Genomic DNA, 23,990 nt, shown 5'->3' on the forward strand with positions numbered 1-23,990 from the left:
GGCAGCCCGGCCGGCGCAGGGATCAAGCCTGACCGCCCGGAGCCGGCCGGGCTGCCCCGAAACCCCCCACGGTGACCACCGGGCAGAGATCGGCAGACCGCGGGACGAGGCGTGGGCCGACGCGGTGCGGCAGATCAGCCGAGGGTTGGCGGTGGCGGTCGACTACGGGCATCTGCGGGAGGGGCGGCCGGTGGACGGGACGTTGACGGGTTACCGGGGTGGGCGGCAGGTGCCTCCGGTGCCGGACGGGTCGAGCGATGTCACCGCGCACGTGGCCATGGACTCGGTCGCCTCCGCCGGCGCAGCGGTCGCCCGGTGTGCGTACTCCCTGGTCTCTCAGCGGGAGGCGCTGCGGGCGCTCGGGGCCGACGGCGGCCGACCGCCGCTCAGCCTGGCCGGCACCGACCCGGCGGGGTACGTGCGGGCGCTGGCCGCGGCGTCGGCGGTGGCCGAGCTGACCGATCCGGCCGGGCTCGGCGGGCACTGGTGGCTGCGGCAACCGGTCGGCATCGGGCTACCGCAGGCCGTGGCACGATGACGGGCATGAGCACCGACGCCGGGGACCTCCGCGAACTGACCGTCGGCACCGGGGCCGGGCTGGTCGCCGGCACCGGCGGTCAGCAGCTCGGCACCGACATGGTGCTCAACATCGGCCCGCAGCACCCGTCGACGCACGGCGTGCTGCGACTGAAGCTCGTGCTCGACGGCGAACGGGTGGTCGCCTGCGAACCGATCGTCGGCTACATGCACCGGGGTGCGGAGAAGCTCTTCGAGGTACGCGACTATCGGCAGATCATCGTGCTGGCCAACCGGCACGACTGGCTGTCGGCGTTCTCCAACGAGCTGGGCGTGGTGCTCGCTGTGGAACGCCTGATGGGCATGGAGGTGCCCGAGCGGGCGACCTGGCTGCGGATGGCTCTCGCGGAGCTGAACCGGGTGCTGAACCACCTGATGTTCCTCGGCTCGTACCCGCTGGAGATCGGCGCGATCACACCGGTCTTCTACGCGTTCCGGGAACGGGAGACCATCCAGGCGGTGATGGAGGAGGTCTCCGGGGGCCGGATCCACTACATGTTCAACCGGGTGGGCGGCCTCAAGGAAGAGGTTCCGTACGGATGGACGGGACGGGCCCGTGCGGCGATCGGCGAGGTCCGTCGGCGGCTGCCCGACCTGGACCACCTGATCCGGCGCAACGAGATCTTCCTGGCCCGGACCGTGGGAGTGGGCGTGCTGTCCGCCGCGGACGCCGCCGCGTTCGGCGCGTCCGGGCCGGTGGCCCGCGCCTCCGGCCTCGACCTGGACCTGCGCCGCGATGACCCCTACCTGGCGTACGACGAGCTGGACGTGCCGGTGGTCACCAAGACCGCCGGGGACTGCCACGCCCGCTTCGAGGTGCTGCTCGACCAGGTGTACGCGTCGCTGGACCTCGCCGAGCAGTGCCTGGACCGGGTGGACCGGCTCACCGGGCCGATCAACACCCGCCTGCCGAAGGTGCTCAAGGCGCCGGAGGGCCACACGTACGCGTGGACGGAAAACCCGCTCGGCATCAACGGCTACTACCTGGTGTCCCGGGGTGAGAAGACGCCGTGGCGGTTGAAGTTGCGCACCGCGTCGTACGCGAACGTGCAGGCGCTGGCCACCCTGCTGCCCGGCTGCCTCGTACCGGACCTGATCGCCATCCTCGGCTCGATGTTCTTCGTGGTCGGCGACATCGACAAGTGAGCGGGATCAGCGCCAGCGGTCGGTGATCGGGGCGCCGCCGGCGCGGGGCGCGTCGTCCTGCGGCGGGTAGCCGTACCGTTCCTCGACCCGGCGGCGGCCACCCCGCTCGGGGGCGGGTTCCGGCTCGTGCCCGCGCTGACGCGGCGGACGCCACTCGTCCGGTACGGCCACGCCGCCGACCGGCAACGCCGGCCGACGATCGTCCTGCCGGCGCGGATCCTCCTGCCAGCGCGGATCCTCGCGGCGGCGGGCGTCCTCGTGGCGACGCGGGTCCTCGTGACGGCGTGCCTCTTCGTGGCGGACGGACGCCCAACGGTCCGCCACTCGGTACTCGGTGCCCGTGGCGTCGGCGTGCACCTCGGCCCGGCGTTCCCCGACGTGCAGCTCACGGCCGTTGTCGTCGTCGCGGACAGCCGCCCACCGGTCGCCGGCCCGCAGCTGGGACCAGTACTCGCCGGTGTCGTCCGCGCGCAGGGCGGGACCGGGCTGCGGGGCGACCGCGCGCTCCGGCTCGGCCTGCTCCGACCAGCCACGGCGCTGCGAACGACCGTCCCACGCGGACTCGTCGGCCGGCGCGTACGCGTCGCGCTGGTCGGTCCACCCCGGCTCGTCGCCGCGACCCGTCCTGCGGGGGTCCTCGTCGCCACGCTCGGGTCCACCCCATCCCGAACCGTCGCGGGGGCCCACCGGGGCCGACTCCCCCCGAGAGGCGTGCTGCGCACCCCAGGACCGGTCGTCGGCGCGGCGGTCGCGGTCGTCGTCGGCGTACGCGGACCGGGGCTCCTGCGCGTCGTCCCAGGAACGGGCACGCCCCTGGGCGCCGCCGCCCCGGGTCCATTCCTGGGCCGGCGGGGTCCACTGGCCGCCGTACCCGGCGCCGTAGCGACCACCCGACTCGGCGGGACCGCCGTCGACGACGGTGTGCCGGGTCGTGACGTGCACGGTCTCGGTGTGCCGGACCACGCCGACCGGCCGGTGCGTCGACTCCGGGCGCTCGCGCTCACGCGGGCGGTCGTACTCCCGCTGCGGGTCGTACTCCCGCGCCCGGTCGTGCTCCGGCGGGCGCGCAGCGGCGCCGTACACGCTGCCGGCGGTGGGCTCGGGAGCGTCCGCGGCGCGGTGGCGGTACGCCGGTTCGTCGTCGGCACGGTCGTCGCGTCCCCACCGACCCGCCTCGTCCGGTGCCGGCACCCGCACCCGAGGGGCGTTCTCGTCCGTGGCCGGGGCCGGAATCCGACCGGCGGCCTCGCCCGGAGCCGGTACCCGCACCCGGGCGGCCGGGATGTCGCCGGGGACCGGTACCCGGCTGCGGGCGGGTGGGGTGTCGTCCACCGGCTCGACGGACGACACGCGGGCCCGGCTGGCCACCGCCGGCTCGGCGGCCGGGGCGCCGCCAGCGAGGGCCGCACCGGTGGCGTCGAGGCGGCGACGGACCGCGGCGATCCCCTCCTGGGCGCGCTGCGCCTGGTCGAGCGCCTGGTTACCGCGCTGCGCGGCGGCCACGATCTCGGCGCGTAACTCCCGGCGCAGCTCCTCGATCTCCTCCAGCAGCTCGTCGGCCCGCGCCGACGCGCCGTCCCCGTCGGGGCGCAGCGCGATGGAGAGGCCGATCAGGACCACCGCCACGATGGCGAGCACCGCCGCGAGACGCAGCGGACCGTTACCGTCAGCCACCAGGAGAATCAACGCCGCTACGGGCGCCAGCGCCACGCCGCCCCAGAAGAGCACGGTCAGCAGGAGCGGTTGACGCCGGGCGTCGGAGGTGACCGGGGCTGGCATGGAAGAGCAGCCTACCGACGATCCGCACCGGAGGGAACGGTTCCCGGACGCACGGACGCCCCCGCCCCTGCGGGGCGAGGGCGTCCGTCACACGCCGTAGCAGAACGTCAGCTCGTGGCGAACGCACTGTCCGAGGAGAAGACCAGACCCACACTGATCTTGCCCTCACGCAGACCGTTCTTGGTCAGCGGTCCACCCTGGTCCAGGGAGGAGAACGAGCCCACCGACAGACCGTAGGTCTTCTCCAGGCCCGGCTTGCAGAACGGCCGCTGCTGGCACTCCGGCGGGCCGCCCAGCACGGTGGCGCTGCCGGAGCACTTCGCCGCCAGCTCGGAGAGGGTCCGTACGCCGTACTTGTCGGCGAACTCCTGGGTCACCGCGAAGGCGTTCTGGTCCTGCGCGGCGGCCGGCGCACCGAAGGTGATGCCCACCTTGTCGCCCTCGGCCTTGAGCGCGGTCACCGTGGTGTTGATGTCGGGCGAGGAGACGGGCTTGGGGTTCTGGCCGTTGGCCTTGGTGTTGAGGAACTCGGCCATTGTCGACGCGTACTCCGGGACGACCTGGACCTCGCCCTTCTCCAACGCCGGCTCGTACAGCTCCCGGTTGCCGATCTGCTGCACCTTGACCTGGTAGCCGGCGGTGGTGAGCGCGATGCGGTACAGCTCGCCCAGGATCTGGCTCTCGCTGAAGTTGGCGGCGCCGACCACGATCTCGCCACCCGGGCCCTTGGCGATGCCCGCGGTGAGGTTGTTGGCGCTGGCGAACTCCTCGGCCGCGACCTTGGGGGTCTTGCGGTCGACGTCGACGGCCTTGTTGAGCTGGACCAGCTTCGGCGTGTCGAGAGTCGCGGAGACCTTGTCGAGCGCGGCGATCAGCTGCGGGTTGGCCACCTTGCTGTTGACCGCCGGGATGACGTTGTCGGAGTTCTGGAGCTTCTTGTCGTCGGTCAGCGCGATGAGCTGCTTGCCGGCGACCGGTGCGCACCCGGCGCCCGAGGCGCTGGTCTGGGGAGCGTCGGTGCCGGACGAGCCGGCGTCGCCACACCCGGTGAGAAGTGCTGCCCCGGCCACGACGCCGACGGCGCCGATCGCGAGACGTGTACGTGCGCGCATATGTGCCGCCCGCCTTCCGTGTCCCGGCGCGGCCCGTCCCGGGCCGGCCGCGTGTCCGACGGGCGATCCTGGATGTCGGTCGCCCGCAATTCCCACCCAACATGGTCCACGGCCGACCGACAACTCGGGATGGGCTTCGTCACCGCATCGTCACCGACCGGCCCGCCGCTGGTCGCCGCTTCGGCGTCCGCTCACCCGGACGAGAGCACGCCCGGTGACGCGTCAGGCCCGGCCGGTGGCGTCCGCCGGTCGCGGACGGCCCGCGCGCTGCCGGCCCCGGCGCAGTGGACGCGGGGTGACCATGCGTTCCACGATCCCGAGCAGCAACTCGGCCAGCAACGCCAGCCCGGCCACCAGCACACCGCCGGCCACGATCTGCCCACCGCCGACGGCGATGCTCAGGCCGAACCCGGTGCGGATGATCTCGCCGAGCCCGCCGCCGTTGACGAACGAGGCCAGCGCCGCCGTGGCGATGACCTGCACGGCCGCGGTCCGGAAACCGGCGGCCAGGTACGGCACCGCCAACGGCAGCTCCACCCGCCGCAGCAACTGCCCGCCGGACAGACCCATCCCCCGGGCCGCGTCGCGCGCCTCCGGGTCCACCTGGCGTACGCCGGTGTAGGCGTTGGCCAACAGCGGCGGTACGGCGAAGACGGCGAGCGCCACCACCACCGGCGTACGTCCGAAACCGAGGAACGTCAGCGGCAGGATGGTCAGCAGCGCCAGGGTGGGGATGGCCAGGGTGGCGTTGGACACGAGCACCACCAGGCCACCGCCCCGCCCGGCGTGCCCGAGCCAGAGCCCGACCGGCCAGGCCACCAGGCAGCCGAGCGCCACCGCCAGGGCGGAGATCGTCAGGTGCTCGCCGAGGCGATCCAGGATGCCGCCGGGGTTGGTCCAGTTCAGCGGGTCGTTGAGCCAGAGCACCCCCTGCTGCAGGGGGTTCGCGGCGGCGCTCACCGAACGCCCCGAGCGGCCCAGGGGGTGACCAGCCGGCCGACGAGCACCAGCAGCAGGTCCAGCAGCACCGCCAACGCCACGCTGAGCACCGTCCCGGTCATGATCTCGGCCTTGTAGAGGTTGTTCTGGAAGCCCGCGAAGATCAGTTGCCCGAGACCGCCGTGCCCGACCAGCACGCCGACCGTGACCAGCGCGACGGTCGACACGGTGGCCAGCCGCAGCCCGGTCAGGATGCCGGGGATGGCCAGCGGAAGGTCGATCCGGAACAGCCTCCGCCACCGGCCGTAGCCCATGCCCTCGGCGGCCTCGCCGACCTCCGGCGGCACCTGGTTGAGCCCTGCCACCACGTTGCGGACGATCAGCAGCAGCGCGTACAGGACCAGCCCGACCAGTACGGTGGTGGCGCCGGTCCCCAGGTATGGCGCGATGAAGGCGAACAGCGCCAGCGACGGAATGGTGTAGATCACTCCGGTGACGCCGAGGATCGGGCCGGCCAACGGGCGGAACCAGTACGCGAGCACGGACAACGGCAGGGCGATGAGCACCGCGATCAGCACCGCGCGCCCGGTGAGGGAGGCGTGTTCGCGCACGGCGGCGAGGATCGTGTCAGAGTTGTCCCGCACGTACTGCCAGGAGAACCAGGGGTTACCCGGGTCGGCCCGGTAGCTCAGGCGGAAGGACATACGTGGACGTTACCCCGGAGGCCCCCGGCGCGGCCGAATCCCCTCGTGCGGCGTCGATCTCCCTGCAGGGCATCCAGAAGCGCTATCCGAACGGCACCGAGGCCGTCCGGGAGCTGAGCCTGGACGTCAGGTCCGGCGAGCTGGTGGTGCTGATCGGCCCGTCCGGCTGCGGCAAGTCGACCGTACTCCGCATGATCAACCGCTTGATCGAGCCGACGGCCGGTCGGATCATGCTCGGTGACGAGGACGTCACGGACGCCGACCCGGTGCGGCTACGCCGCCGGATCGGCTACGTGATCCAGAACGTCGGACTCTTCCCCCACCAGACGGTCCGGGCCAACGTGGCCACCGTCCCGGGCCTGCTCGGCTGGTCCCGCCAGCGGACCCGCGCCCGGGTGGACGAGCTGCTCGACCTGGTGGGACTGGACCCGAACCAGTTCGGCCGCCGCTATCCGCACGAGCTGTCGGGCGGTCAGCGGCAGCGGGTCGGGGTGGCCCGGGCGCTCGCCGCCGACCCGGTGGTGCTGCTGATGGACGAGCCGTTCTCGGCCGTGGACCCGATCGTCCGGGCCCGCCTGCAGGAGGAGTTCCTCCGCCTACAGGCCGAGGTCCGCAAGACGATCGTGCTGGTCACCCACGACCTCGACGAGGCCGTCCGGCTCGGCGACCGGATCGCGGTGCTGTCCGAGGGCGGGCATCTCGAGCAGTACGACACGCCGGCCGCGCTGCTCGGCGCCCCCGCCACCGCGTTCGTCCGGGAGTTCGTCGGCGCCGACCGGGGCATCCGCCGGTTGGCGGTCACCCCGCTCGACCGGGAGTCCCTGGAGCCCGTGCCCGGTGACGCCCCCGCCGACCTGCCCACCGTGGGGCTCGACGGCACGGCGTACGACGCCCTGGCGGCACTGCTGACGTCGGGACAGGACCGGCTCCTGGTAACCGACGACGGCCGCCCGGTGGGCGCGCTCAGCCGCCAGAGCCTGCTCGGCCCCGGGGCCGGCTCCTAGGAACAGGTCCTAGGCGCGGCCGCCGAGGCTCGCGGTGCCGATGATCCAGCCGGTGAGGAAGCCGTAGCCGGCGCCGCTGCTCGCGTCCTGCAGCGCCTTCAGCAGCGACGGGTCTGGGCCGAGGAGCGCCGCCAGCACGGCGGCGAGCCCTCCGGCCAGCACGTACGCGGCCCAGCCGGAGAAGAACTGGCTGACCGGCCCGGGTACCCGGGCCACCTGCGCGGCGGGCAGCAGGTAGAGCAGCGCCACCGCGAGGAGCACCAGCGCGACGGCCCGCAGGTCGGCGGCGAACAGGCCGCCGGCCTGCCCGTCCGCGTCCAGTCGCCAGGCCGGCCAGGCGAGCAGGCGCAGGTAGAAGCCGCCCGCCGAGGTCGGATCGGTAAGCGTCGCGGCGGCCCAACCGGTGTACGCCGGGCTGCCGCAGATGCCGACCAGCAGCAGGACGGCGAGCGCGCCGGTGCCGGCGGCCGTCCCGTAACCGCTGACCGGGCCCGTACGGACGAACCCCATGATCCGCCCAGGGCCCCGGCCAGCCGGCCGGGTGGACCTGGGCTGCGTGGGGCGGCTCAGTGCTTCAACAGGTAGTCGATGAAGGCGGCCCGCAGCAGCGGCGCCGACTCCTCGTAGCCGTGCCCGGTCAACTCCCGCCACAACGCGTTCGCCTCGTCGATGGTCGGGCCGATCGAGTTCGGCGCGCCGTCCAGCACCGTGGCCTCGTCCGCGTTCGGCAGGTGGCGCAGCACCGACCAGTAGAAGCCCACGTCGCGGCGCTCCCGGGCCAGGGCGAACGCCCGCTCCCGCAGTTCCTCCGTGGACAGCGCGTCGAGTTCCTCGAACGAGGTTCCGCCGGGGGCGGCGGCTGGTGTGTCGGTCATGCGGCGAGCCTAACGGTCGAGATCACCGCCGGCTCGGCGGACGCCACACGGCTCACCGGTCGCCGGCATCCCAACGCCGCGGGCCGTCCTCCCAGCGGGGATCGCGCCACGGGTCGGCCGGTTCCGGCGCGGGCGGCGTCGGCAGCGTCGGCGGCCAGTTGTCGGCCAACTGGGGCCGGGGCACGCTCCAACCCGAGCTGATCGTGCCGTCGCCGACGGGCTCGGGCTTCTCCACCACACCCGGCCGGGGCCGCCCGAACGTCTCGACCAGTCGGGTCGCCAACAGCCCGACACCGAGCGCCACCCCGCCCACCGCCCAGCGGCTCACCGACCAGTCGCGCTCCGGCGCGTACGCCTCGAAGACGGTGACCAGGCCGACCGCCAGCACCGTGCCGAACACGCCACCGCGCCGGCCGTACGCGCTGGTGCCGCCGAGCAGGGACACACCGATGGCGAGCACGGTCCAGTCCAGCCCGGAGGTGGGCGTGACGACGCCGGGAGGGTTGGCGGCGAGCAGGACCCCGGCGAGCGCGGCCAGCACGGTGGAGCCGACGAGCGCCAGCGCGGTGACCACGGCGGCCAGCGGGCCCCGGCGCCGAGCCGGATCGGCGACCGGCCGGTACCGGCCCACCAACCGGCGGATCGCGCGGATCGTACCGAACAGACCGCCGAGGACCGCGACGGCGGCGAACCCGGCGAAGAGGTAGCCGGCCGTACTCCTCGGGTCGTAGTCCCCCTGCACCAGCACCGGCGCAGACCGGCGTTCGATGTACACCACCACGCCGGCGGCGCCGGCCAGGCTCGCCGCCCACGCGGGCACCTGCAGGGCCACCACGGCGAGCGCCAGCACGAGACCACCCACCGCGGCGACCACGACGGCCGACCCCACGGACGTGGCCAGACCCCGGTCGCCCTGCTCCGCGTAGTGCAGCGCGGCGGCGACGGCCACCGGCCCGATGGCCAGGTTGGGGGCGGCGGTGCGCAGGCTCAGCCCGGCGGCGAGAGCGAGCAGCCCCAGGCCGACCGCGTCGACCAGCAAGGTGCGCAGGTCCGCACCGCGTAGCGCGTCCGGGTCGGCCCGCCAGAGCAGCCAGCCCAGGGCAGCCAGACCGGCCAGCAGCAGGAACTCCCAGAACACGTGCACGCTGACGCGGTCGCGGCCCGGCTCGCCGTGGGTGGGATCGTCGAAGACGTTCTCCAGGACGGCGGCGGGAACCGCGGGCGTGGGGTCGACCGACCGCTCCCGGCCCGTGTCTTCGTACCCCATGGCACCGCCTCCCCAGTGGCCGGCCGCTTCCGTCCCGGCACACGGACGGACCGGGGCGGCCGTTGCTCTCCGATCGGAGGCACCGTACCCGCGGTGGGAGCCGGACGTAACCCCCTGCTCAGCGCTGGCCGGGGCGGCTCTCGCGCTGGTCCTGCTCGTGCTCGTCGTCCGGGCGCTCCGGGACGCGGCAGGAACGTTCCAACCACAGCGCGGCGCCCACCAGCGCCAGCGACGCCAGCAACCCGCCCCCGGCGGCCGGCCGGTCCTCGGTGGCGGCGCGGGTGGTCTCCACGAAGAGCCACCCGCTGAGCCCGGCGTAGAAACCGGCGAAGATGGAGCCCGCCAGCGCCGACGCCTTGGCCAGCACCACGAACCGGGCGACCAGCAGCGGATTGACCGGATCCCGGCCGGGCTTGCGGTCGATGCGGCCGCGGGTGTTGACGGCCGCGTACGCCTCCAGCACCGCGAGCGCGGCCAGCGTCACCACCGGCAGCCACGGCAGGCGGGGGATGCCGCTGTAGTAGAACGCACTGATCAGCAGCCAGGCCACCGCCGCCGCGGCCAGGGCCGCCACGACCAGCGTCGAGATCCGGGTGGGCCCCATCCGCGACCCGTCGGGGCCCGGCGGTGGGGACTTCGCCTGACTCATGCCGGCCGGCTCCACTGGGTCATGTCGTCGACTCTAACGTCAGTTCCGGCCGGGGACGCAGTTCCAGCGCGTCGTCGGCGGCCGGGCCGGAGGTGAGCAGGTCGGTCAGCCAGCCATGGCCGGGCAACCGCCCGTACGGTTGGATGTCGATCCACGGCCGCAGCACGAACGCGCGCAGGTGTGCGCGGGGGTGCGGCAGGGTCAGCTCCTCCTCGTCGCTGAGCAGCGGCTCGTCGTCGTCACCCCACACCGCGATCACGTCCACGTCGAGGGTGCGCGGCCCGAACCGCCGCCCCGGGTCACGGACCCGACCGGCCGCGCGCTCCGCGTCGTGGGCCCGCGCCAGCCAGTCGCGCGGGGTCGCGCTCCCGTCCTGGGCGAGCACCACGGCATTGAGGTACGCGGGCTGGTCGGCGTCTCCCCACGGTGGAGTCTCGTACACCCCGGAGACCACCAGCACGGCGTCACCCAGCATCGCGACGGCCGTCCGGAGGTGGTCCAGGCGATCGCCGAGGTTGCTGCCGAGCGACAGCACGGCCCGGGTCATCGGGTACGCGTCCGCGTCATCGTGACGGCCACGTCGGTGAACGTGTGCGGCACCGGCGCCTCCGGCTTGTGCACGGTGACCGTCGCGGTGACGACCCGCTCGTCGGCCAGGCAGACCGCGACCAGCCGGTCGGCCAGGGTCTCGATCAGGTTGACCGGTTCTCCGGTCACCACCGCCACCAGCCGCTCGGCCAGTTCGCCGTAGTGGACCGTGGCGGTGACGTCGTCGCTGGCGGCGGCCGGGCCGAGGTCCAGTTCGAGGACGGCGTCGACCACGAAATCCTGCCCCTGCTCCCGCTCGAAGTCGTACACCCCGTGCCGGCCGTGGGCCCGCAGGCCGGTCAGCTGGATCCGGTCACTCATCGGATGGCCTCCGCACGGCCGACGGACCGGCCATCGGGACGGACGGGCGTGAGGCGCGGCCTGCCGGTGGCGGTCCAGACGGCGAGCGCGTCAGCGGTGGCCCGCACGTCGTGCACGCGTACGCCCCAGGCGCCGGCCGCGACGGCCAGCACGCTGGTGGCCACGGTGGCGGCCTCCCGCTCGGCGGTGGGTCGCGGTGTGCCGTCGGCGGCGGCGAGCAGGCGACCGAGGTAGGACTTGCGGCTGGCGCCGAAGAGCAGCGGGTAGCCGAGGTCCAGCAGCTCCGGTAGGCGCGCGCTAAGTTCCCAGTTGTGGGCGGCCGTCTTGGCGAACCCGAGGCCGGGGTCGACGACGATGCGGTCGGCGGCCACCCCGGCGGCCAGCGCCGCGTCGACGCGCTGCCCGAGCTCCACGCGTACGTCGGTCACCACGTCGGTGTAGCTGGCCAGGTCACGCATCTGCCGGGAATGGCCACGCCAGTGCATGAGGACCCAGGGGCAGCCGGCGTCCCGCACGACGCGGGCCATGTCGGGGTCGGCCAGTCCGCCGGAGACGTCGTTGACCACCACGGCGCCGGCGGCCAGCGCCGCCTCGGCCACCCGCGCGCGGCTGGTGTCGATGCTGACCGGCACCCCGGCGGCGCTCAGCTCGCGGATGACCGGCAGTACGCGTTCGGCCTCGGTCGCCGCGTCGACCCGGTCGGCGCCCGGGCGGGTCGACTCGCCGCCGATGTCGATCAGGTCCGCCCCGGCCTCGCGCAGACGGACGCCGTGTCCGACGGCCGCGTCGAGGTCGGCGTACCGTCCGCCGTCGGAGAAGGAGTCCGGCGTGACGTTGAGGACGCCCATCACCACCGGGCCCGGAGCCCGTACCAGATCGGTCACGACTAGACGGTACCGGTCGTGACGACGGAGCTCGGCGACCCGGGTCGACCATCCCTGACGTGCGCATTGGAACAGGTGTACGATCGGTCGTCCGGGCAGCAACAGGCAGCCCCTTCGCGGCTTGTCGCAATCCGGGGCGGCCCGTACGCTTTGGAATTGGCCAGCATGGAGATGGCGAAGCCTGGAGGGAGGGCCGAAGCGGGGAAAAACCGCCCAAAGCTCACCACCCTCCGTGGTGAGTAACGAACACAGGGTCGAAACCGCTGCGCCCTGTGAGCAGATTTCCCGCCAGGCTTGCCTACTGCACCGCCGCGGCTCCGCCGGCCGCGATATGGGGAGGTTCCAGTGATCGCCTTCGAGCTCATGGAGACGGCGTCTTCCGGCGTCGCCCACGCGCTCTCCACCCTGGCGTCGGCTCCGCTCGCCGAGCCGGCGCCGAAGGGGATCGACACCAACGGTGTGGTCACCTTCTTCGCCAGCAAGATCGCGCCGATCCTGCTCGCGGTCCTGGGCGTCATCTTCATCGGTCGCGCCAGTCGGGGCGAAATTTCCAAGGTCCTGACGAGCTCGGCCATCGCCATCGTCGGACTGGCCTTCATCGCCGGCGCGGCAACACTCTTCTTCGTCGGCGATTACCTGATCGACCTGATCTTCGAATAGGCGCGGTCACCAGATGCGGCTGCGCACCGACGACGACATCTACCGGGCCCGCCTGGTCTACCTCGGGCCGCCCGGCTACACCCTTCCGGTCCACCTGCCCTACGCCCAGTACGGGCTCTTCATCCTGCTCGTCCCCCTCTACATGTTCATCCACTGGCTGTTCACGTTGACGGTCGACCTCTTCCCGGCCTGGGAGATCGCGCTCGCCATCGTGACCACGTCGTTCATCTTCCGGCACGTTGATCCAGATCGGCCGGCGCGGGTGGTCATCCGCACCGCGCTGACCGACTGGCGACGCACCCGGGAGCCGGCGATCGAGCAGCGCGACCCGCGCCTGGTCGGCAGCCGGATCAGGATCCGGGAGGAGCTGGCATGACCGGGGGTACGTCGATCGGTCTGTTTCACGCGGGTGAGGCGGTCGCATGAGTCGCTCTTCCACGCCGGGCTCCCCGGCCGGCCGCCCGGCCGTGCCGGCCAGTCACCGTGCGCAGTCGTTCGACTACCCCGAGACCGAGGATGAGGTCGCACTCGATCCCGCGCTGGTGACCTCGCCCGGTCACGGCGCGGTCGGCGTGTTCCAGGCACCCCGGCCGGTCGCCCGCCGGACGCCTCCCGCCGAGCCGAGCACGGTCTCGGCCGGCGAGAACGCCGACATCGACTCGCCCTTCCTGGACCTGTTCGGGGGCGCGCGGCCCTCCGGCCCCCGGGCCGTGACGGCGGCTCCCGCCAGCCGGCCCCAGCCGGCGATCCCGCAGCAACCCCCGACGCCGACCCGGCCGGCTCCCGAGCTGGAGCCACCGTGGACACCCGACGAGTCGCGCAGCGCCGGGCGCCGGGCAGACACCCATCCGACCGGCGAGACCCGGGTGCCGCACCAGGCGGGCGACCGCCGTCCGACGCTGCAGCCTGCGGCCGAGGTCGAGCAGACCGCCGCGCCCGCGTCCCCGTCGGCGGTCACCGCCCCGGCGCCCCGGGCATCGGGTACCACGTCCGTCGGGCAGCCGGCAGCCCCGGTGGAGCGCCCCGTCGCCCCGGCCGAGCGGCCGACCGCGCCGACGGCCCGCCCGGTCAGCGCCGTTCCGGGCGACCGGCCGGCTCTGGAACGCGGACCACGTCGCACTTCCCGGCCGGAGCATTCCACGGACGCCGGCAGGGAAGTGGCCACGCCTCGCCAACGGGTCACGAAGCAGCAGGACCGGCCGATCAAGCCGGTCCGGGTCCGCGCCCCGAAGATCAAGTTCGGTGACCGGGACCCGTCGGTCGAGCTGGCCATCACCGAGATCGCCGGTCACCTGACCTTCACGCCGAACACCGTTACCGCCTGGTACTGGCTGCCCGAGGTGCGCTGGGCCTTCCGCCCCGACGCCGAACGCGAGGCGCTGCTGTCGGCGATCTCCGAGCAGTACGCGGGCCTCGCCGGCTTCCGGCTGCACCTGCGGCGGACCACCCGGCCGTTCCCGGCCGACGAGTGGGCGCGCACCATCGACACCCACACGGCCGCCCCGCTGCCCGACGTGCCCGGCACGACCGGCTGGGCGGACCACCTGGTCGCCGCCCAACGGCACCTGATGGCGGTCAACCACGCCGAGGGGCAGACCTACCTGGGCGTCACCTTCGCCCGGCGTTCCCTCGGCGACTCCATGACCGAACGGTTGCTCCGCACCTTCGGCCGGGGCACGGCGGAGGGCGAGCGTCGCAAGCTGGGTCGTACCGTGGAGCAGTTCGACGAGGTGCTCGGCGCGTTCGGCATGCGTGGCCGACGGGTCACCGCGCAGGAGCTGGAATGGCTCCTCTACCGCTCGGTCGCGCTGTGCATGGCGCCCCCGGGCCGGCTCTCGCCGGTGACCGACGGGCACTGGGAGCGCGGTGACCTGCTCGCCCTCACCGAACAGGTCGAGCGCTACCGCACCCCGTACGGCTCGACGGTCAAGCTGGTCAACCGGATGACCGGCGAGGAACGGCACGTGGCCGTGCTCGCCGTCGGCCGGATGGAACCGCTGGAGATCCCGGAACGGCACGAGCCGTGGCTGCACTTCCACGAACGACTGCCCTGGCCGATGGAGATCTCCACCCGGGTCGACATCCTCGGCTCCGGTGACTCGTTCCGTAACCTCGAGCACCGGCTCCGCATGATCCGCTCTCAGCAGCTCGACTACGCCGAGCACGGCATCGACGCTCCCCCGGAGCTGGAACGCCTCGCCAAGCGGGCGCTGGTGATCGGTGACGAGATGACCACCGGCCTGCCCGTCGACTCGGCGCGCGCACACGGCTGGCACCGCATCGCCGTCGGCGGCCGGACCAGGGAGGAGTGCCTGGAGCGGGCCCGCCGGCTCATCCAGCTCTACTCCCGCGAGCTACGTATCTCACTGCAGCACCCGAAGAACCAGGACTGGCTCGCCCGCGAGTTCATCCCCGGCGAGCCGATCGCCAACACCGGCTACGTCCGCCGGATGCCCGTACCGCTGCTCGCCGCCGCGCTCCCCCAGGCCGCTTCCACGGTCGGCGACCGCCGAGGCGACCTGATCGGACGTACCGCCGGCACCTGCCGCCGCCCGGTCTTCCTCGACCTGCACTTCCCCATGGAGGTACGCGAACGCTCCGGGCTCGCGGTGTTCGTGGCCGAGCCGGGTGGTGGCAAGTCGACCCTGCTCGGCGCGCTGGGCTACCTCGCCGCCCGACGGGGTGTGCAGGTGACCCTCCTCGACCCGTCCGGGCCGCTGGCCCGGCTCTGTGCCATGCCCGAGCTGCGCCCGTACTCCCGGGTTTTGAACCTGACCGGCTCCGAGCACGGCACCCTGGCGCCCTACTCGCTCATCCCCACGCCCCTGCGCAGCGAGTTCGCCAGCGGGGCCGCCGGCGACCGTGAGTTCGAGATCGCCGTCTCCAACGCGCGGGCCGAACGCCGCATGCTGGTCCAGGACATCTGCATGATGCTCGTGCCGCCGCAGGTGGCCCGGGAGGCATCGACCGCCACCCTGTTCCGGCACGCCGTCCGGCAGGTACCCGCCGAGGAGACGTCCACCCTGGACGACGTGGTGAGCTGCCTCGGGCGGCTCGACGACGACGCCGGCAAGGAGTTGGCGAACCTCCTCCTGGACACCGCCGAGATGCCGCTCGCCATGCTGTTCTTCGGCCGGCCACCCGAGGGGCTGCTGGGCGCGGACGCGGCGCTAACCGTGATCACCATGGCCGGGCTCCGGCTGCCCGACCTCAAGATCGAACGTGAGTACTGGTCGGCCGAGGAGGCCCTCGCCCTGCCGATGCTGCACACCGCGCACCGGCTCGCCGTCCGCCGCTGCTACGGCGGGTCGATGTCGTCCCGCAAGCTGGTCGGCCTCGACGAGGCGCACTTCATGGAGGGCTGGCGGTCCGGGCGTTCGTTCCTGGTCCGGCTCGCCCGCGACTCCCGGAAGTGGAACCTCGCCGCGCTGGTCGCCTCACAGAACCCCCGCGACATCCTCGGCCTCGACGTGCAGAACCTGGTCTCCACCGTCTTCGTCGGCCGGATCGCCGAGGACGCCGAGATCGCCTCCGAGGCGCTGCGCCTGCTGCGGGTGCCGGTCAACGACGGGTACGAGGCCACCCTGGCCTCGCTCTCCGCCGCCGACAGCAACTCGGCCTCCCGCCTCGGCTTCCGGGAGTTCGTGATGCGCGACGTCGACGGCCGGGTGCAGAAGGTCCGGGTCGACGTCTCGTACGTCGAGGGCCTGCTGGACCACCTCGACACGACACCCGCCGCGATCGCCGCGGCGGCCGGAGTCCTACCGAGCATCTCCCTGCCCGATCTGGAGGCGTGACATGGCTGGGGCCCGGGTTCGGATCGCGTCGTTCCTGCTCGCGCTCGGCGTCCTGGCGGGGGCCACCCTCAGTTGGCCGCTGCTCGGCGCGGAAGCGGCCGCAGCCGCCCCACCAGTCACCCAGGCCCGGGCCGAACTCTGCACCACAGCCGAGTGGCAGGCCGACTTCCGGGCCTGCGTGGGGAAGCTCCAGGCGGTCAGCGAGGACGAGGTCAAGTGCCGCAACGCGCCGACCCCGGGCACACCCGACTCCGGCCTCGCCGGCTGGTTCGCCGCAGCACCACCGGCTGAGGCGGCGAACGGCATAGCCGGTCGCTACAGCCTCTATGGATACGCGGGTTACAGCTACAACACCTACGACATCGACGGCGGCTGCGCATCGAGCGTCCTGCATCCCGACTACAAGTTCACGACGACGATCGCCAACGGGGAGTTCATGATCGCCACGGCGGTCATCGGCGCATCGAACGCGTTGCGCGAGCGCGCCTGGGATCCCCGGTCTATGTGGGGCTGGGCGGACCCGCTGGTAGAGAAGGCAACGAAGTCCGTCTACGAGAAGGTGTTCAGCGTCTTCGGGATCGTCACGCTGTGCGTGGTGGGCCTCTACCTACTCTGGCGCTCCCGCCAGTCGGACATGAGCAACGCGATGACCACCGCGGGCTGGGCACTCCTGGTGATGGTCGCGGTCACCGCGCTGGCCGCCTGGCCGGTGAAGTCGGCGAACATCGCGGACGGCACGCTGATCACCAGCCTCGGTGTGGTCCACGACGCGGTAGGCCCGCAAGCGAAGGAGCCTGACCCCGGGCGATGCATTGATCCGGACCGCTGCAAAGACCTGCGCACGCCGGCCGTTCGCGCGAGCGACACCGCTACCGAGACCATGCTCTACCGGAACTGGGTCCGGGGCGTCCTCGGGTCGGCCGACAGCGAGACCGCTCGCAAGTACGGGCCGGCGCTGTACGACGCCAAGGCGCTGTCGTGGGACGAGGTGGAGAAGCTGCGTGCCAACCCGGCCACCCGGGAGGCGACGATCAATGCGAAGCAGCAGCAGTGGGCGCGGGTGGCCCAGCAGATCCAGACCGAGGACCCGGAGGCGTACGAGTACCTCCAGGGCGTCCGGGACATGGACCGGGTCGGGGCGGGGTTCATCGCGGTGCTGGCCTCGGTGCTGTTCGCCATGTTCGACCTGACGGCGTCGCTTCTGGTCCTGCTGGGGTTCCTCATCTTCAGGTGGGCGGTGATCGCGGCACCCATCCTGGGCACCGTCGGGCTGCTCCGACCGGCCAGCGCCGGCCTGCGACGGCTGGCGAACGCCGTCGTCGCCGCGATCTTCAACATCGCCATCTTCGGCACCGGGGCCGCCATCTACCTGTTCGCGGTCGATCTGATCATGAGTACGCCCACCCTCCCCGGATGGCTCCAGGTGGTGCTGGTGTGGTTGTGCGGAGTGGTCGGTTGGCTACTGCTCCGGCCGTACCGGCGGATCACCCAGCTTGGCGGTAAGGACAGCAGCGAGGCGGTCAGTTCGGCCGGCTCCTGGCACCGCCGCTTCTTCCGTGACATGCGGGTCGCGGCGCGACTCGACGTCGTGGAGCCTGGGGGCACGGTGGAACCGGTGGGCGGGCGCCGCCGGTCACCAGACGCCGAGCAGACCCGGCTGCGCCCGGAGGCCCGCCGGGAAGACGCGGCCCCGACGCCGACGCCCACGCCGGCCGGGAACCGACGCACCGACGACGTCCGACCGGATGGTCACGAACGCGCCGACGAGGCACCGATTGGGGAGACCGGCGGTCGAGACCGTCCCGTGCCGCCGCAGCCTCGTCGCCGCCAACCGGCGACGTGGACCGAACCGGATGTTCCGGCGGAGAACCCGTCATTCGTGGTCTATCGGCCGGGCTCCACCGAACGTGCGCCGGATCGCACCGGACCACGGGTGCGTTCCGAGGCTCGGTGACAGCGATGCGACGGGCCCTGGAGTTTCTCTTCAGCCGGGCACTACGATCCCGGCTGGGGGTGGCCGCGCTGATCGCGGTCCTCATCCTCGGGGTGATCGGAGCGGCGCGCCTGGTGTCCGGTCCGACCGACCCGACCGATGGGTTGAGCAACCGGCCGAACCGGCCGATCACCACGGTCGACCCGACCGCTGGTGACGATGGTCTGATCGCCACCGAGGCACCCCCATCGCCGCTCACCCCACCCGGTGCTCGTTCGCCCGAGCAGATCGCGGACCGGTTCGCCTCGGCCTGGATCGGCCGACCCGGCATGACAGCCGACCAGTGGCACGCCGGGCTGCGGCCGATGTCGACGCCGGCGCTCACCGAGAAGCTGGCCGGTGCCGAGCCCGGCGGGGTGCCGGCCGAGGAGGTGACCGGCCCGCCGACGGTGCGGTCGCGCACCGAGACCTTCGTCGAGGTGCTGCTACCGCTCAACACCGGCCGTCTCCGGTTGGAGCTGGTGATAGCGGACAAGAGTTGGCTGGTCGACGTGGTCGACTGGGAGCGACAGTGACCGCCGGCCGAGCAGGCCGCGCTCTTCGTCGGCCGATCCGGGCCGGCGTGATCGCCTCGGTGCTGACCGGCGTGCTGCTCCTGCTCTGCTGCACCGGGGGGACGGCGGCATTCTTCCTCAGTGGTCTCGGGGGCGACGCGGAGAACGGGGACGCCCTCGCCGGCTGGGGCTGCGGGCCGGTGCGTCCCGTCGACATCACCGGCGAGCTACCGCAATTCAGCGAGTACGGCGACGCGCAGGTCCGCAACGCGGCGATCATCATCAAGGTCGGTCAGGACATGGGGGTTCCCTCGCGTGGTTGGGTGATCGCCCTCGCCACGGCGATGCAGGAGTCCGCCCTGCGCAACCTGGCCAACAAGGACGTGCCCGAGTCGCTGTCCCTGCCACACGAGGGCGTCGGCGCCGACCACGACTCGCTGGGCCTCTTTCAGCAGCGTCCGGGGTGGGGCTCGATCGCCGAGCGGATGACGCCCGCGTACACCGCCCGGAAGTTCTACGAGAAACTCGTGAAGGTGCGCAGCTGGCAGCGCCGGCCGCTGACCGTCGTGGCGCAGCAGGTCCAGGTCAGCGCCTATCCGGACGCGTATGCCAAGCACGAGGAGTTGGCCAGCAAGATCGTGGACGCACTCGCCGGTGGTGCGGCCCGTACCGTTCAGATCAACGGCAAGGCGGTGTGCGACGCGGCCGAGCGCGGCGAGATCGCCGCTTCCGGCTGGACGGCCCCGATCTCCGGCGACGTCGGCTCCGGCTTCCGGACCACCGATCGACCCAGCCACAACGGTGTCGACATCGGAGCGGCGAAGGGCACCGAGATCCGTGCCGCGGCCGCCGGCCGAGTGCTTGTTTCCCGCTGCGACCCGGACAACAAAGGACGCCGGAGTTGCGACGTGGACGGTTATCCGGGCAAGGGTGGCTGTGGCTGGTTCGTCGACATCCTGCACGCCGGTGGCTACATCACCCGTTACTGCCACATGGTGGTCCAGCCCCGCGTCTCGCCGGACCAGATCGTCCCCGCCGGTGAGGTGATCGGACAGGTCGGCAGCAGCGGCAATTCGTCCGGACCGCACCTGCACTTCGAGGTACACCTGCGCAGCGACCGGTCCAGCCGGGGCGCGACCGACCCGATCCCCTTCATGCGCCAGCGGGGCGCTCCGCTGCGCGCCGCGGAGTGAGGCCGTCACTGGCATGACCGGACCGCTGCCGGACCCGTTCGCCGACCAACCCGACTGGGCGCCCCGGCCACCCCGCCCCCTCACCATCGTGCCCGCCACCGGGCGGGTGGAGCTGCGCGGGCAGCGGGTGCTCGTGGGTCTGCCCGGGCTGGGCTGGCGTGGAGACCTACGCGCGGACGACCGGGTCGTGCAGGGCGCCCGCACCTACGTGCCGGTCATCCCCGAACACGAGTGGTACCGGGCCGAGGCCGACCAGGTCGAGGTGTTCGCACCGCTGGTGCCGGTGGAGCGGGTGTGGGTGGAGACGGTCGGTGAACGACCCACATCCGAGGGCGGACGGGACACCGGCATCCGGTTGGTCTCGCTCGACGGCCCCTCCCACCGCGCCCCCACCCCCGTGTTCGAAGCGGACGCGGTCACCGGACGCCGGGTGGTGCACGTCGAGGACGGACGCGAACACCGGGACATGCGAGCGGTGACCGAGACCTACTCGGGAGCCGAGGGCGACATCTGCGTGCGGATCACGCCCGAGGTGGAGTGGTACCGCTGGGCTTGGCGCGGCCAGTCACCCACCACGCTGGAGGTACCCGTCCATCTGCTGTGGATCGAGTAACCGTCAACTAACCTCGACCGCGCCGCAAACCCGCCAACCGTCCTGCTCGCGGACCTCGAACTGCCATATGTCAGTCAGGCTTTGCTGGGCTCCATCGACAGTTGCGCTGCGCCGAATTGTTGTTACAACGGAGGCATCCTTACCGTGCTTCTCGACGGCAAGGCTCCCCCAACTGACCATGATCGTGACATCCAATTGCTGCTCACGAGCGACGAGGTCGGTTCTTAGCGAGCGAACTGCATCCAGTTGCGTTGGACCTTCGCACGTATACAAGTTGGCTCGAGCATCGTTGCGGTCTACGAGGAAGGCCCGCAGGTAGTTGTCGACGACCACGTCGGGGGCGCTGCGGTCCGGAGCAGCGGCGCGGTTGTACAGCACGAAACCTGTCACCACCCCACCGAGCAGGAGCAGCGCGAGCACACCACCGACAACGATGAGCACGGTGCGCAGCCGGCGGCGTCGTGGCTGTGGAGCCGGCGTTGGCGGGGCCGGCGGCAGCTGTTCGGACGGAGTCCGCTGGGCCGGTACGCGGGATACCTGGGAACCGGCGGGGGGCTGCACTGATTCCACCTCCTGACGTTAACGGCTGGACGGCCCGGAGCCAATGCCTCAGATCCAGCGGATCGTGACGGACCACTCCCCACCGGTGACATCCGCGACAACACCGGCGCACCGCCGCAGTACCTCCCGGAGGTGGGGCTCTGGCTGGGATACCGTCACTGCTCGGGGAGGGGTTGCCGACCTCGGGTGAGGGGGTGGACACGGTGGCCGGTCCGAAGGCACGCACGAACCGCGCTGCGGCGTTGCATCGCCGGGCTGCCGCTGTCGTCACCGCCGCCGCCGGGATACTCGACGAGGTGCGTCCGGCCCCTGCCGATCAGCGTCGCCAGTACGAGTTGGCCGAGCGGCTTCAGCTGGTTGCCGCGCGGCTGGCCCCGGGCTGGTCGGGGGCCGCTCTGGATTCACTCGACGTGGGGTCTCCGGCGGGTGACGGCCCACCACCGTTCGTACGGGTCGGCACGGCGGCGCCCTTGGACGACGCCCGGTTCCCCGCCCTGGTGCCGCTGGTCGGCACGGGCCATCTGAGCGTGGATGCCGATGGGCGGGAGCCGCGGGTGGCGGGGCTGCTGCGGGCCGTGGTGCTGCGGCTGCTGGGGGCCGCGCCCGCGGGCGCGCTGCTGGTACGCGCGGTGGATGCCACAGGTGCCGTGCTGACGCCGTTCGGCGCGCTGGCCGACGCCGGGCTGCTGCCCCCGCCGGCGGTGGACGTGGCGGGTCTGCGCGCGGTGTTGATGGAGGCGGAGCAGTGGGTGACGCCGGGGGCGAGCGGACGGCGTCGTCACGACCGTACGCTGCTGCTGGTGGTCGCCGCGCTGCCGGAATTGACCGGCCCGACCGACCTGGCGCGGATCGAGACGCTGGCCGAGCAGGGACCGGCGGCGGGGCTGCACCTGGTGGTGGCGGGGTGGCCGCCGCCCGGCCCGTACGCGTCCCGGGATCCGTTGCCCCGGGCCACCTCGCTGGTGTTGCGCAACGCGTACGCGCTGCTCGGCGACCCGCCGGGCGCATCGTTCGCGAGCCCCGGGGCCGAGGCGCCGGGTGGGATGAACTCACCGGTCTTCGTGGAGACGGACCCACCGGCGGATCTTGTCGACGCGGTCTGTCGACGGCTTGCCGCCCAGGTCGAGGCGGGCTCCCGGTTGGCGTTGGCGGATCTGTTGCCGGAGACGGGCGACAGCCTGTGGGCGGCGGATTCCTCGGAGAGCCTCACCACGATGGTGGGGGACGCGGGTGGTCGGCCGGTGCCGCTGGGCTTCACGGAGCTGACGCCACACTGGCTGGTGAGTGGCCGGTCCGGTGCGGGTCGTGCCGCGTTCCTGACCACCGCCCTGCTGGGGCTGGTCGCCCGGTACGGCCCGGACGATCTGGCGCTCTACCTGGCGGACCTCGGCGACGGCGAGTCGTTCGTGGAGTTTCTGCAGACCGAGCGGGACCGCTCCTGGGTCCCGCACGTGCGGGCGGCGGCCATGGCGGCCGACCGGGAGTACGTCCGGGACCTGTTCGACCAGTTGACGGCCGAGGTACGGCACCGCGCGGAGGCCGCGGAGCGGGCCGGCGGGCAGCGCTTCGCGGAGCTGCGCCAGCACCGCCCGCTGCCTCGCATCGTCTGTGTGGTGGACAATGTGCCGCTGCTCTTCGCCGAGCGGGACCGGCTGGCCACCGAGCTGGCCGCGCAGGTGGACGCGCTGGCCCGGTCCGGTCGGGCGTACGGCGTGCACCTGGTGCTGGCCGGCGCGGGTGAGCTGGGGTTGAGTGCTCGCCCGGACGCCGGGCACCGGGATTCGGTGCTCGGACAGTTTCCGGTACGGGTGGCGTTGCCGGGCGGTGGCCCGGTGTTGGAGCCGACGAACGATTCGGCCGCCGGTCTGCCGGTGGGCAGCGCGGTGGTGAACACCGCCGGTGGGTTGGGCGGCCCACGTGGCGCCATCCGTGGTCACGAGCGGTTGGTCCGCCACCCCGATCCGCTCGACGATCCGGCGGTGGTCGGGCGGCTGCGACACGAGCTGTGGGCGGCCCGACCGTCGGATGCGGTGCCGCCGGTGGTGTTCGCCGGGTACGCCCGTCCGCTGCTGGGCAACGATCCGCGTCACCGGGCGGCCCTGGCCGGACAGGCAGGTTGCCCGGCAGCCCTGCTGGGCCGGGCGGTGGACGTGGCCCGTACGACGGTCGCCGTACCGTTGGGGCCCGCTCCTGGACGTAACCTCGCGGTGCTGGGCTCGGGCGCGGCGGCGGGTGGCCTGCTGGCGACGGCGGCCCGGAGCACCGCGAGCCACCATGCGGCGGGCACCGCCCGGTTCGTGGTGGCCGTGCCCGACCAGGGGGCTCGCCCGCTGGCGGAAGCATTGACGGCCGAGCTGGCCGCCCGTCATCCGGCCCGACTGGTGGACCTGCCGGCGCTGTTGGCGGACGCCGACGACGAGCTGCCGACGTACCTGGTGGTCTTCGGGTTGGATCGGCCCGGTCCCCGGGATCTGCCGGCGGATCGGTTGCGGGCGCTGCTGCGGGACGGGCCACCGGCGGGCCGGCACCTGCTGGGTTGGTGGCGGGCGGTGCCGCCGTTCGCCGCGCTGCTGGAGCCGGACGGCGAGGTCGACAAACTGGCCGCCGTCGTGGCACTCGACGTGCCGGCCACGCAGCTCGCCGCCGTGTTCGGCCGGCCGGTCCAGTGGCGGGCGCGCCCGGACCGGGCGGCGCTGTGGGATGGTCCCGACGAACGGGGCACGATCCTGGTGCCGTTCGCGGACCAGACCGGCCACACGGACCAGACAGGCCGCGCGGGCCAGGCAGAGCGCGTGGACGAGACGGGTCGACCGGACGATGCGGGGTGAGACGGCG

General features: G+C 72.8%; 23 protein-coding genes. 11 read left to right on the forward strand and 12 right to left on the reverse strand.

What is annotated here, in order from left to right:
- Together ABZ272_RS25690 and ABZ272_RS25695 are read left to right on the forward strand one after the other, a co-directional pair.
- The coding region (locus ABZ272_RS25690; protein ID WP_355052480.1) for an SAM-dependent methyltransferase at positions 1-538 on the forward strand (538 nt) is incomplete at its 5' end.
- Positions 535-1,722 (forward strand): NADH-quinone oxidoreductase subunit D, encoded by a 1,188-nt coding sequence (locus ABZ272_RS25695; RefSeq protein WP_355052481.1) that lies wholly within the window; start codon positions 535-537, stop codon positions 1,720-1,722. The genes ABZ272_RS25690 and ABZ272_RS25695, both read left to right, overlap by 4 nt.
- Positions 1,723-1,728: 6 nt before the next feature.
- Here the strand turns inward: ABZ272_RS25695 and ABZ272_RS25700 are convergent, their stop codons facing one another.
- From ABZ272_RS25700 to ABZ272_RS25715, 4 genes are all read right to left on the reverse strand, one after another.
- Positions 1,729-3,501 carry a hypothetical protein gene (locus tag ABZ272_RS25700; RefSeq protein ID WP_355052482.1) on the reverse strand — a complete coding sequence of 591 codons (1,773 nt, stop codon included), beginning with the start codon at positions 3,499-3,501 and terminating at the stop codon, positions 1,729-1,731.
- A gap of 107 nt (positions 3,502-3,608) precedes the next feature.
- On the reverse strand, positions 3,609-4,613 hold the full coding sequence (locus ABZ272_RS25705) for a glycine betaine ABC transporter substrate-binding protein (RefSeq protein ID WP_355052483.1): 1,005 nt from the start codon (positions 4,611-4,613) through the stop codon (positions 3,609-3,611).
- Positions 4,614-4,835: 222 nt separating this feature from the next.
- A complete protein-coding gene (locus ABZ272_RS25710) occupies positions 4,836-5,573 on the reverse strand; it encodes an ABC transporter permease (RefSeq protein ID WP_355052484.1) in 738 nt (245 codons plus the stop codon).
- Positions 5,570-6,256, reverse strand: coding sequence for an ABC transporter permease (locus ABZ272_RS25715; RefSeq protein WP_355052485.1), 687 nt, complete (start codon positions 6,254-6,256; stop codon positions 5,570-5,572). The genes ABZ272_RS25710 and ABZ272_RS25715 overlap by 4 nt, the downstream gene beginning before the upstream one ends.
- A gap of 2 nt (positions 6,257-6,258) precedes the next feature.
- Here ABZ272_RS25715 and ABZ272_RS25720 point away from each other — a divergent pair, with 2 nt between their 5' ends.
- Entirely contained in the window at positions 6,259-7,260 is a 1,002-nt protein-coding gene (locus ABZ272_RS25720) for an ABC transporter ATP-binding protein (protein WP_355052486.1), read from the forward strand.
- A 9-nt stretch (positions 7,261-7,269) separates the two neighbouring features.
- Here the strand turns inward: ABZ272_RS25720 and ABZ272_RS25725 are convergent, their stop codons facing one another.
- From ABZ272_RS25725 to folP, 7 genes are all read right to left on the reverse strand, one after another.
- The gene (locus ABZ272_RS25725) at positions 7,270-7,770 is read right to left on the reverse strand and encodes a hypothetical protein (RefSeq protein WP_355052487.1); all 501 of its coding nucleotides are present in this window, start codon (positions 7,768-7,770) and stop codon (positions 7,270-7,272) included.
- A gap of 56 nt (positions 7,771-7,826) precedes the next feature.
- Positions 7,827-8,135: a hypothetical protein gene (locus ABZ272_RS25730; RefSeq protein WP_355052488.1), complete on the reverse strand. Its 309-nt coding sequence runs from the start codon at positions 8,133-8,135 to the stop codon at positions 7,827-7,829.
- A gap of 52 nt (positions 8,136-8,187) precedes the next feature.
- Positions 8,188-9,402, reverse strand: a complete 1,215-nt coding sequence (locus ABZ272_RS25735; protein ID WP_355052489.1) for an ABC transporter permease — start codon at positions 9,400-9,402, stop codon at positions 8,188-8,190.
- Positions 9,403-9,520: 118 nt separating this feature from the next.
- Positions 9,521-10,051 (reverse strand): DUF3180 domain-containing protein, encoded by a 531-nt coding sequence (locus ABZ272_RS25740; protein WP_355052490.1) that lies wholly within the window; start codon positions 10,049-10,051, stop codon positions 9,521-9,523.
- Positions 10,052-10,070: 19 nt separating this feature from the next.
- Positions 10,071-10,598 (reverse strand): 2-amino-4-hydroxy-6-hydroxymethyldihydropteridine diphosphokinase, encoded by a 528-nt coding sequence (gene folK, locus ABZ272_RS25745; protein ID WP_355052491.1) that lies wholly within the window; start codon positions 10,596-10,598, stop codon positions 10,071-10,073.
- Positions 10,595-10,960: a dihydroneopterin aldolase gene (gene folB, locus ABZ272_RS25750; RefSeq protein WP_355052492.1), complete on the reverse strand. Its 366-nt coding sequence runs from the start codon at positions 10,958-10,960 to the stop codon at positions 10,595-10,597. The genes folK and folB overlap by 4 nt, the downstream gene beginning before the upstream one ends.
- On the reverse strand, positions 10,957-11,844 hold the full coding sequence (folP, locus tag ABZ272_RS25755; RefSeq protein ID WP_355052493.1) for a dihydropteroate synthase: 888 nt from the start codon (positions 11,842-11,844) through the stop codon (positions 10,957-10,959). The genes folB and folP overlap by 4 nt, the downstream gene beginning before the upstream one ends.
- A gap of 345 nt (positions 11,845-12,189) precedes the next feature.
- Between folP and ABZ272_RS25760 the strand changes: the two genes are divergently transcribed.
- The 7 genes from ABZ272_RS25760 to ABZ272_RS25790 are packed head-to-tail and all read left to right on the forward strand — an operon-like array spanning position 12,190 to position 20,594.
- Positions 12,190-12,504 carry a hypothetical protein gene (locus ABZ272_RS25760; protein WP_053654780.1) on the forward strand — a complete coding sequence of 105 codons (315 nt, stop codon included), beginning with the start codon at positions 12,190-12,192 and terminating at the stop codon, positions 12,502-12,504.
- A 13-nt stretch (positions 12,505-12,517) separates the two neighbouring features.
- On the forward strand, positions 12,518-12,880 hold the full coding sequence (locus tag ABZ272_RS25765) for a hypothetical protein (protein WP_204942430.1): 363 nt from the start codon (positions 12,518-12,520) through the stop codon (positions 12,878-12,880).
- 46 nt (positions 12,881-12,926) lie between these two features.
- A complete protein-coding gene (locus ABZ272_RS25770; protein WP_355052494.1) occupies positions 12,927-16,301 on the forward strand; it encodes an ATP-binding protein in 3,375 nt (1,124 codons plus the stop codon).
- Position 16,302: 1 nt separating this feature from the next.
- Positions 16,303-18,255, forward strand: a complete 1,953-nt coding sequence (locus ABZ272_RS25775; RefSeq protein WP_355052495.1) for an MFS transporter — start codon at positions 16,303-16,305, stop codon at positions 18,253-18,255.
- On the forward strand, positions 18,252-18,809 hold the full coding sequence (locus ABZ272_RS25780) for a hypothetical protein (protein WP_355052496.1): 558 nt from the start codon (positions 18,252-18,254) through the stop codon (positions 18,807-18,809). Before ABZ272_RS25775 ends, ABZ272_RS25780 begins: the two co-directional genes overlap by 4 nt.
- Positions 18,806-19,981, forward strand: coding sequence for a M23 family metallopeptidase (locus ABZ272_RS25785; protein WP_355052497.1), 1,176 nt, complete (start codon positions 18,806-18,808; stop codon positions 19,979-19,981). The genes ABZ272_RS25780 and ABZ272_RS25785 overlap by 4 nt, the downstream gene beginning before the upstream one ends.
- A gap of 13 nt (positions 19,982-19,994) precedes the next feature.
- A complete protein-coding gene (locus ABZ272_RS25790; RefSeq protein ID WP_355052498.1) occupies positions 19,995-20,594 on the forward strand; it encodes a hypothetical protein in 600 nt (199 codons plus the stop codon).
- 3 nt (positions 20,595-20,597) lie between these two features.
- Here ABZ272_RS25790 and ABZ272_RS25795 read toward each other — a convergent pair whose 3' ends face one another.
- Positions 20,598-21,155, reverse strand: a complete 558-nt coding sequence (locus ABZ272_RS25795; RefSeq protein ID WP_355052592.1) for a hypothetical protein — start codon at positions 21,153-21,155, stop codon at positions 20,598-20,600.
- A gap of 194 nt (positions 21,156-21,349) precedes the next feature.
- Between ABZ272_RS25795 and ABZ272_RS25800 the strand changes: the two genes are divergently transcribed.
- Positions 21,350-23,983, forward strand: a complete 2,634-nt coding sequence (locus ABZ272_RS25800) for an FtsK/SpoIIIE domain-containing protein (RefSeq protein WP_355052499.1) — start codon at positions 21,350-21,352, stop codon at positions 23,981-23,983.
- The last annotated feature ends 7 nt before the right edge of the window (positions 23,984-23,990 follow it).

Source organism: Micromonospora sp. NPDC005979 (assembly GCF_040614415.1).
Taxonomy (GTDB): domain Bacteria; phylum Actinomycetota; class Actinomycetes; order Mycobacteriales; family Micromonosporaceae; genus Micromonospora.

Excerpts from the sequence above, each read along its gene's own strand:
- ABZ272_RS25725 (WP_355052487.1), bottom strand. The coding sequence starts at position 7,770 with ATGGGGTTCGTCCGTACGGGCCCGGTCAGCGGTTACGGGACGGCCGCC.
- ABZ272_RS25700 (WP_355052482.1), bottom strand. The coding sequence starts at position 3,501 with ATGCCAGCCCCGGTCACCTCCGACGCCCGGCGTCAACCGCTCCTGCTG.
- ABZ272_RS25695 (WP_355052481.1), top strand. The coding sequence starts at position 535 with ATGACGGGCATGAGCACCGACGCCGGGGACCTCCGCGAACTGACCGTC.
- ABZ272_RS25775 (WP_355052495.1), top strand. The coding sequence starts at position 16,303 with ATGGCTGGGGCCCGGGTTCGGATCGCGTCGTTCCTGCTCGCGCTCGGC.
- ABZ272_RS25730 (WP_355052488.1), bottom strand. The coding sequence starts at position 8,135 with ATGACCGACACACCAGCCGCCGCCCCCGGCGGAACCTCGTTCGAGGAA.
- ABZ272_RS25765 (WP_204942430.1), top strand. The coding sequence starts at position 12,518 with ATGCGGCTGCGCACCGACGACGACATCTACCGGGCCCGCCTGGTCTAC.
- ABZ272_RS25735 (WP_355052489.1), bottom strand. The coding sequence starts at position 9,402 with ATGGGGTACGAAGACACGGGCCGGGAGCGGTCGGTCGACCCCACGCCC.
- ABZ272_RS25715 (WP_355052485.1), bottom strand. The coding sequence starts at position 6,256 with ATGTCCTTCCGCCTGAGCTACCGGGCCGACCCGGGTAACCCCTGGTTC.
- folK (WP_355052491.1), bottom strand. The coding sequence starts at position 10,598 with ATGACCCGGGCCGTGCTGTCGCTCGGCAGCAACCTCGGCGATCGCCTG.
- folB (WP_355052492.1), bottom strand. The coding sequence starts at position 10,960 with ATGAGTGACCGGATCCAGCTGACCGGCCTGCGGGCCCACGGCCGGCAC.
- ABZ272_RS25705 (WP_355052483.1), bottom strand. The coding sequence starts at position 4,613 with ATGCGCGCACGTACACGTCTCGCGATCGGCGCCGTCGGCGTCGTGGCC.
- ABZ272_RS25770 (WP_355052494.1), top strand. The coding sequence starts at position 12,927 with ATGAGTCGCTCTTCCACGCCGGGCTCCCCGGCCGGCCGCCCGGCCGTG.
- ABZ272_RS25740 (WP_355052490.1), bottom strand. The coding sequence starts at position 10,051 with ATGAGTCAGGCGAAGTCCCCACCGCCGGGCCCCGACGGGTCGCGGATG.
- ABZ272_RS25790 (WP_355052498.1), top strand. The coding sequence starts at position 19,995 with ATGACCGGACCGCTGCCGGACCCGTTCGCCGACCAACCCGACTGGGCG.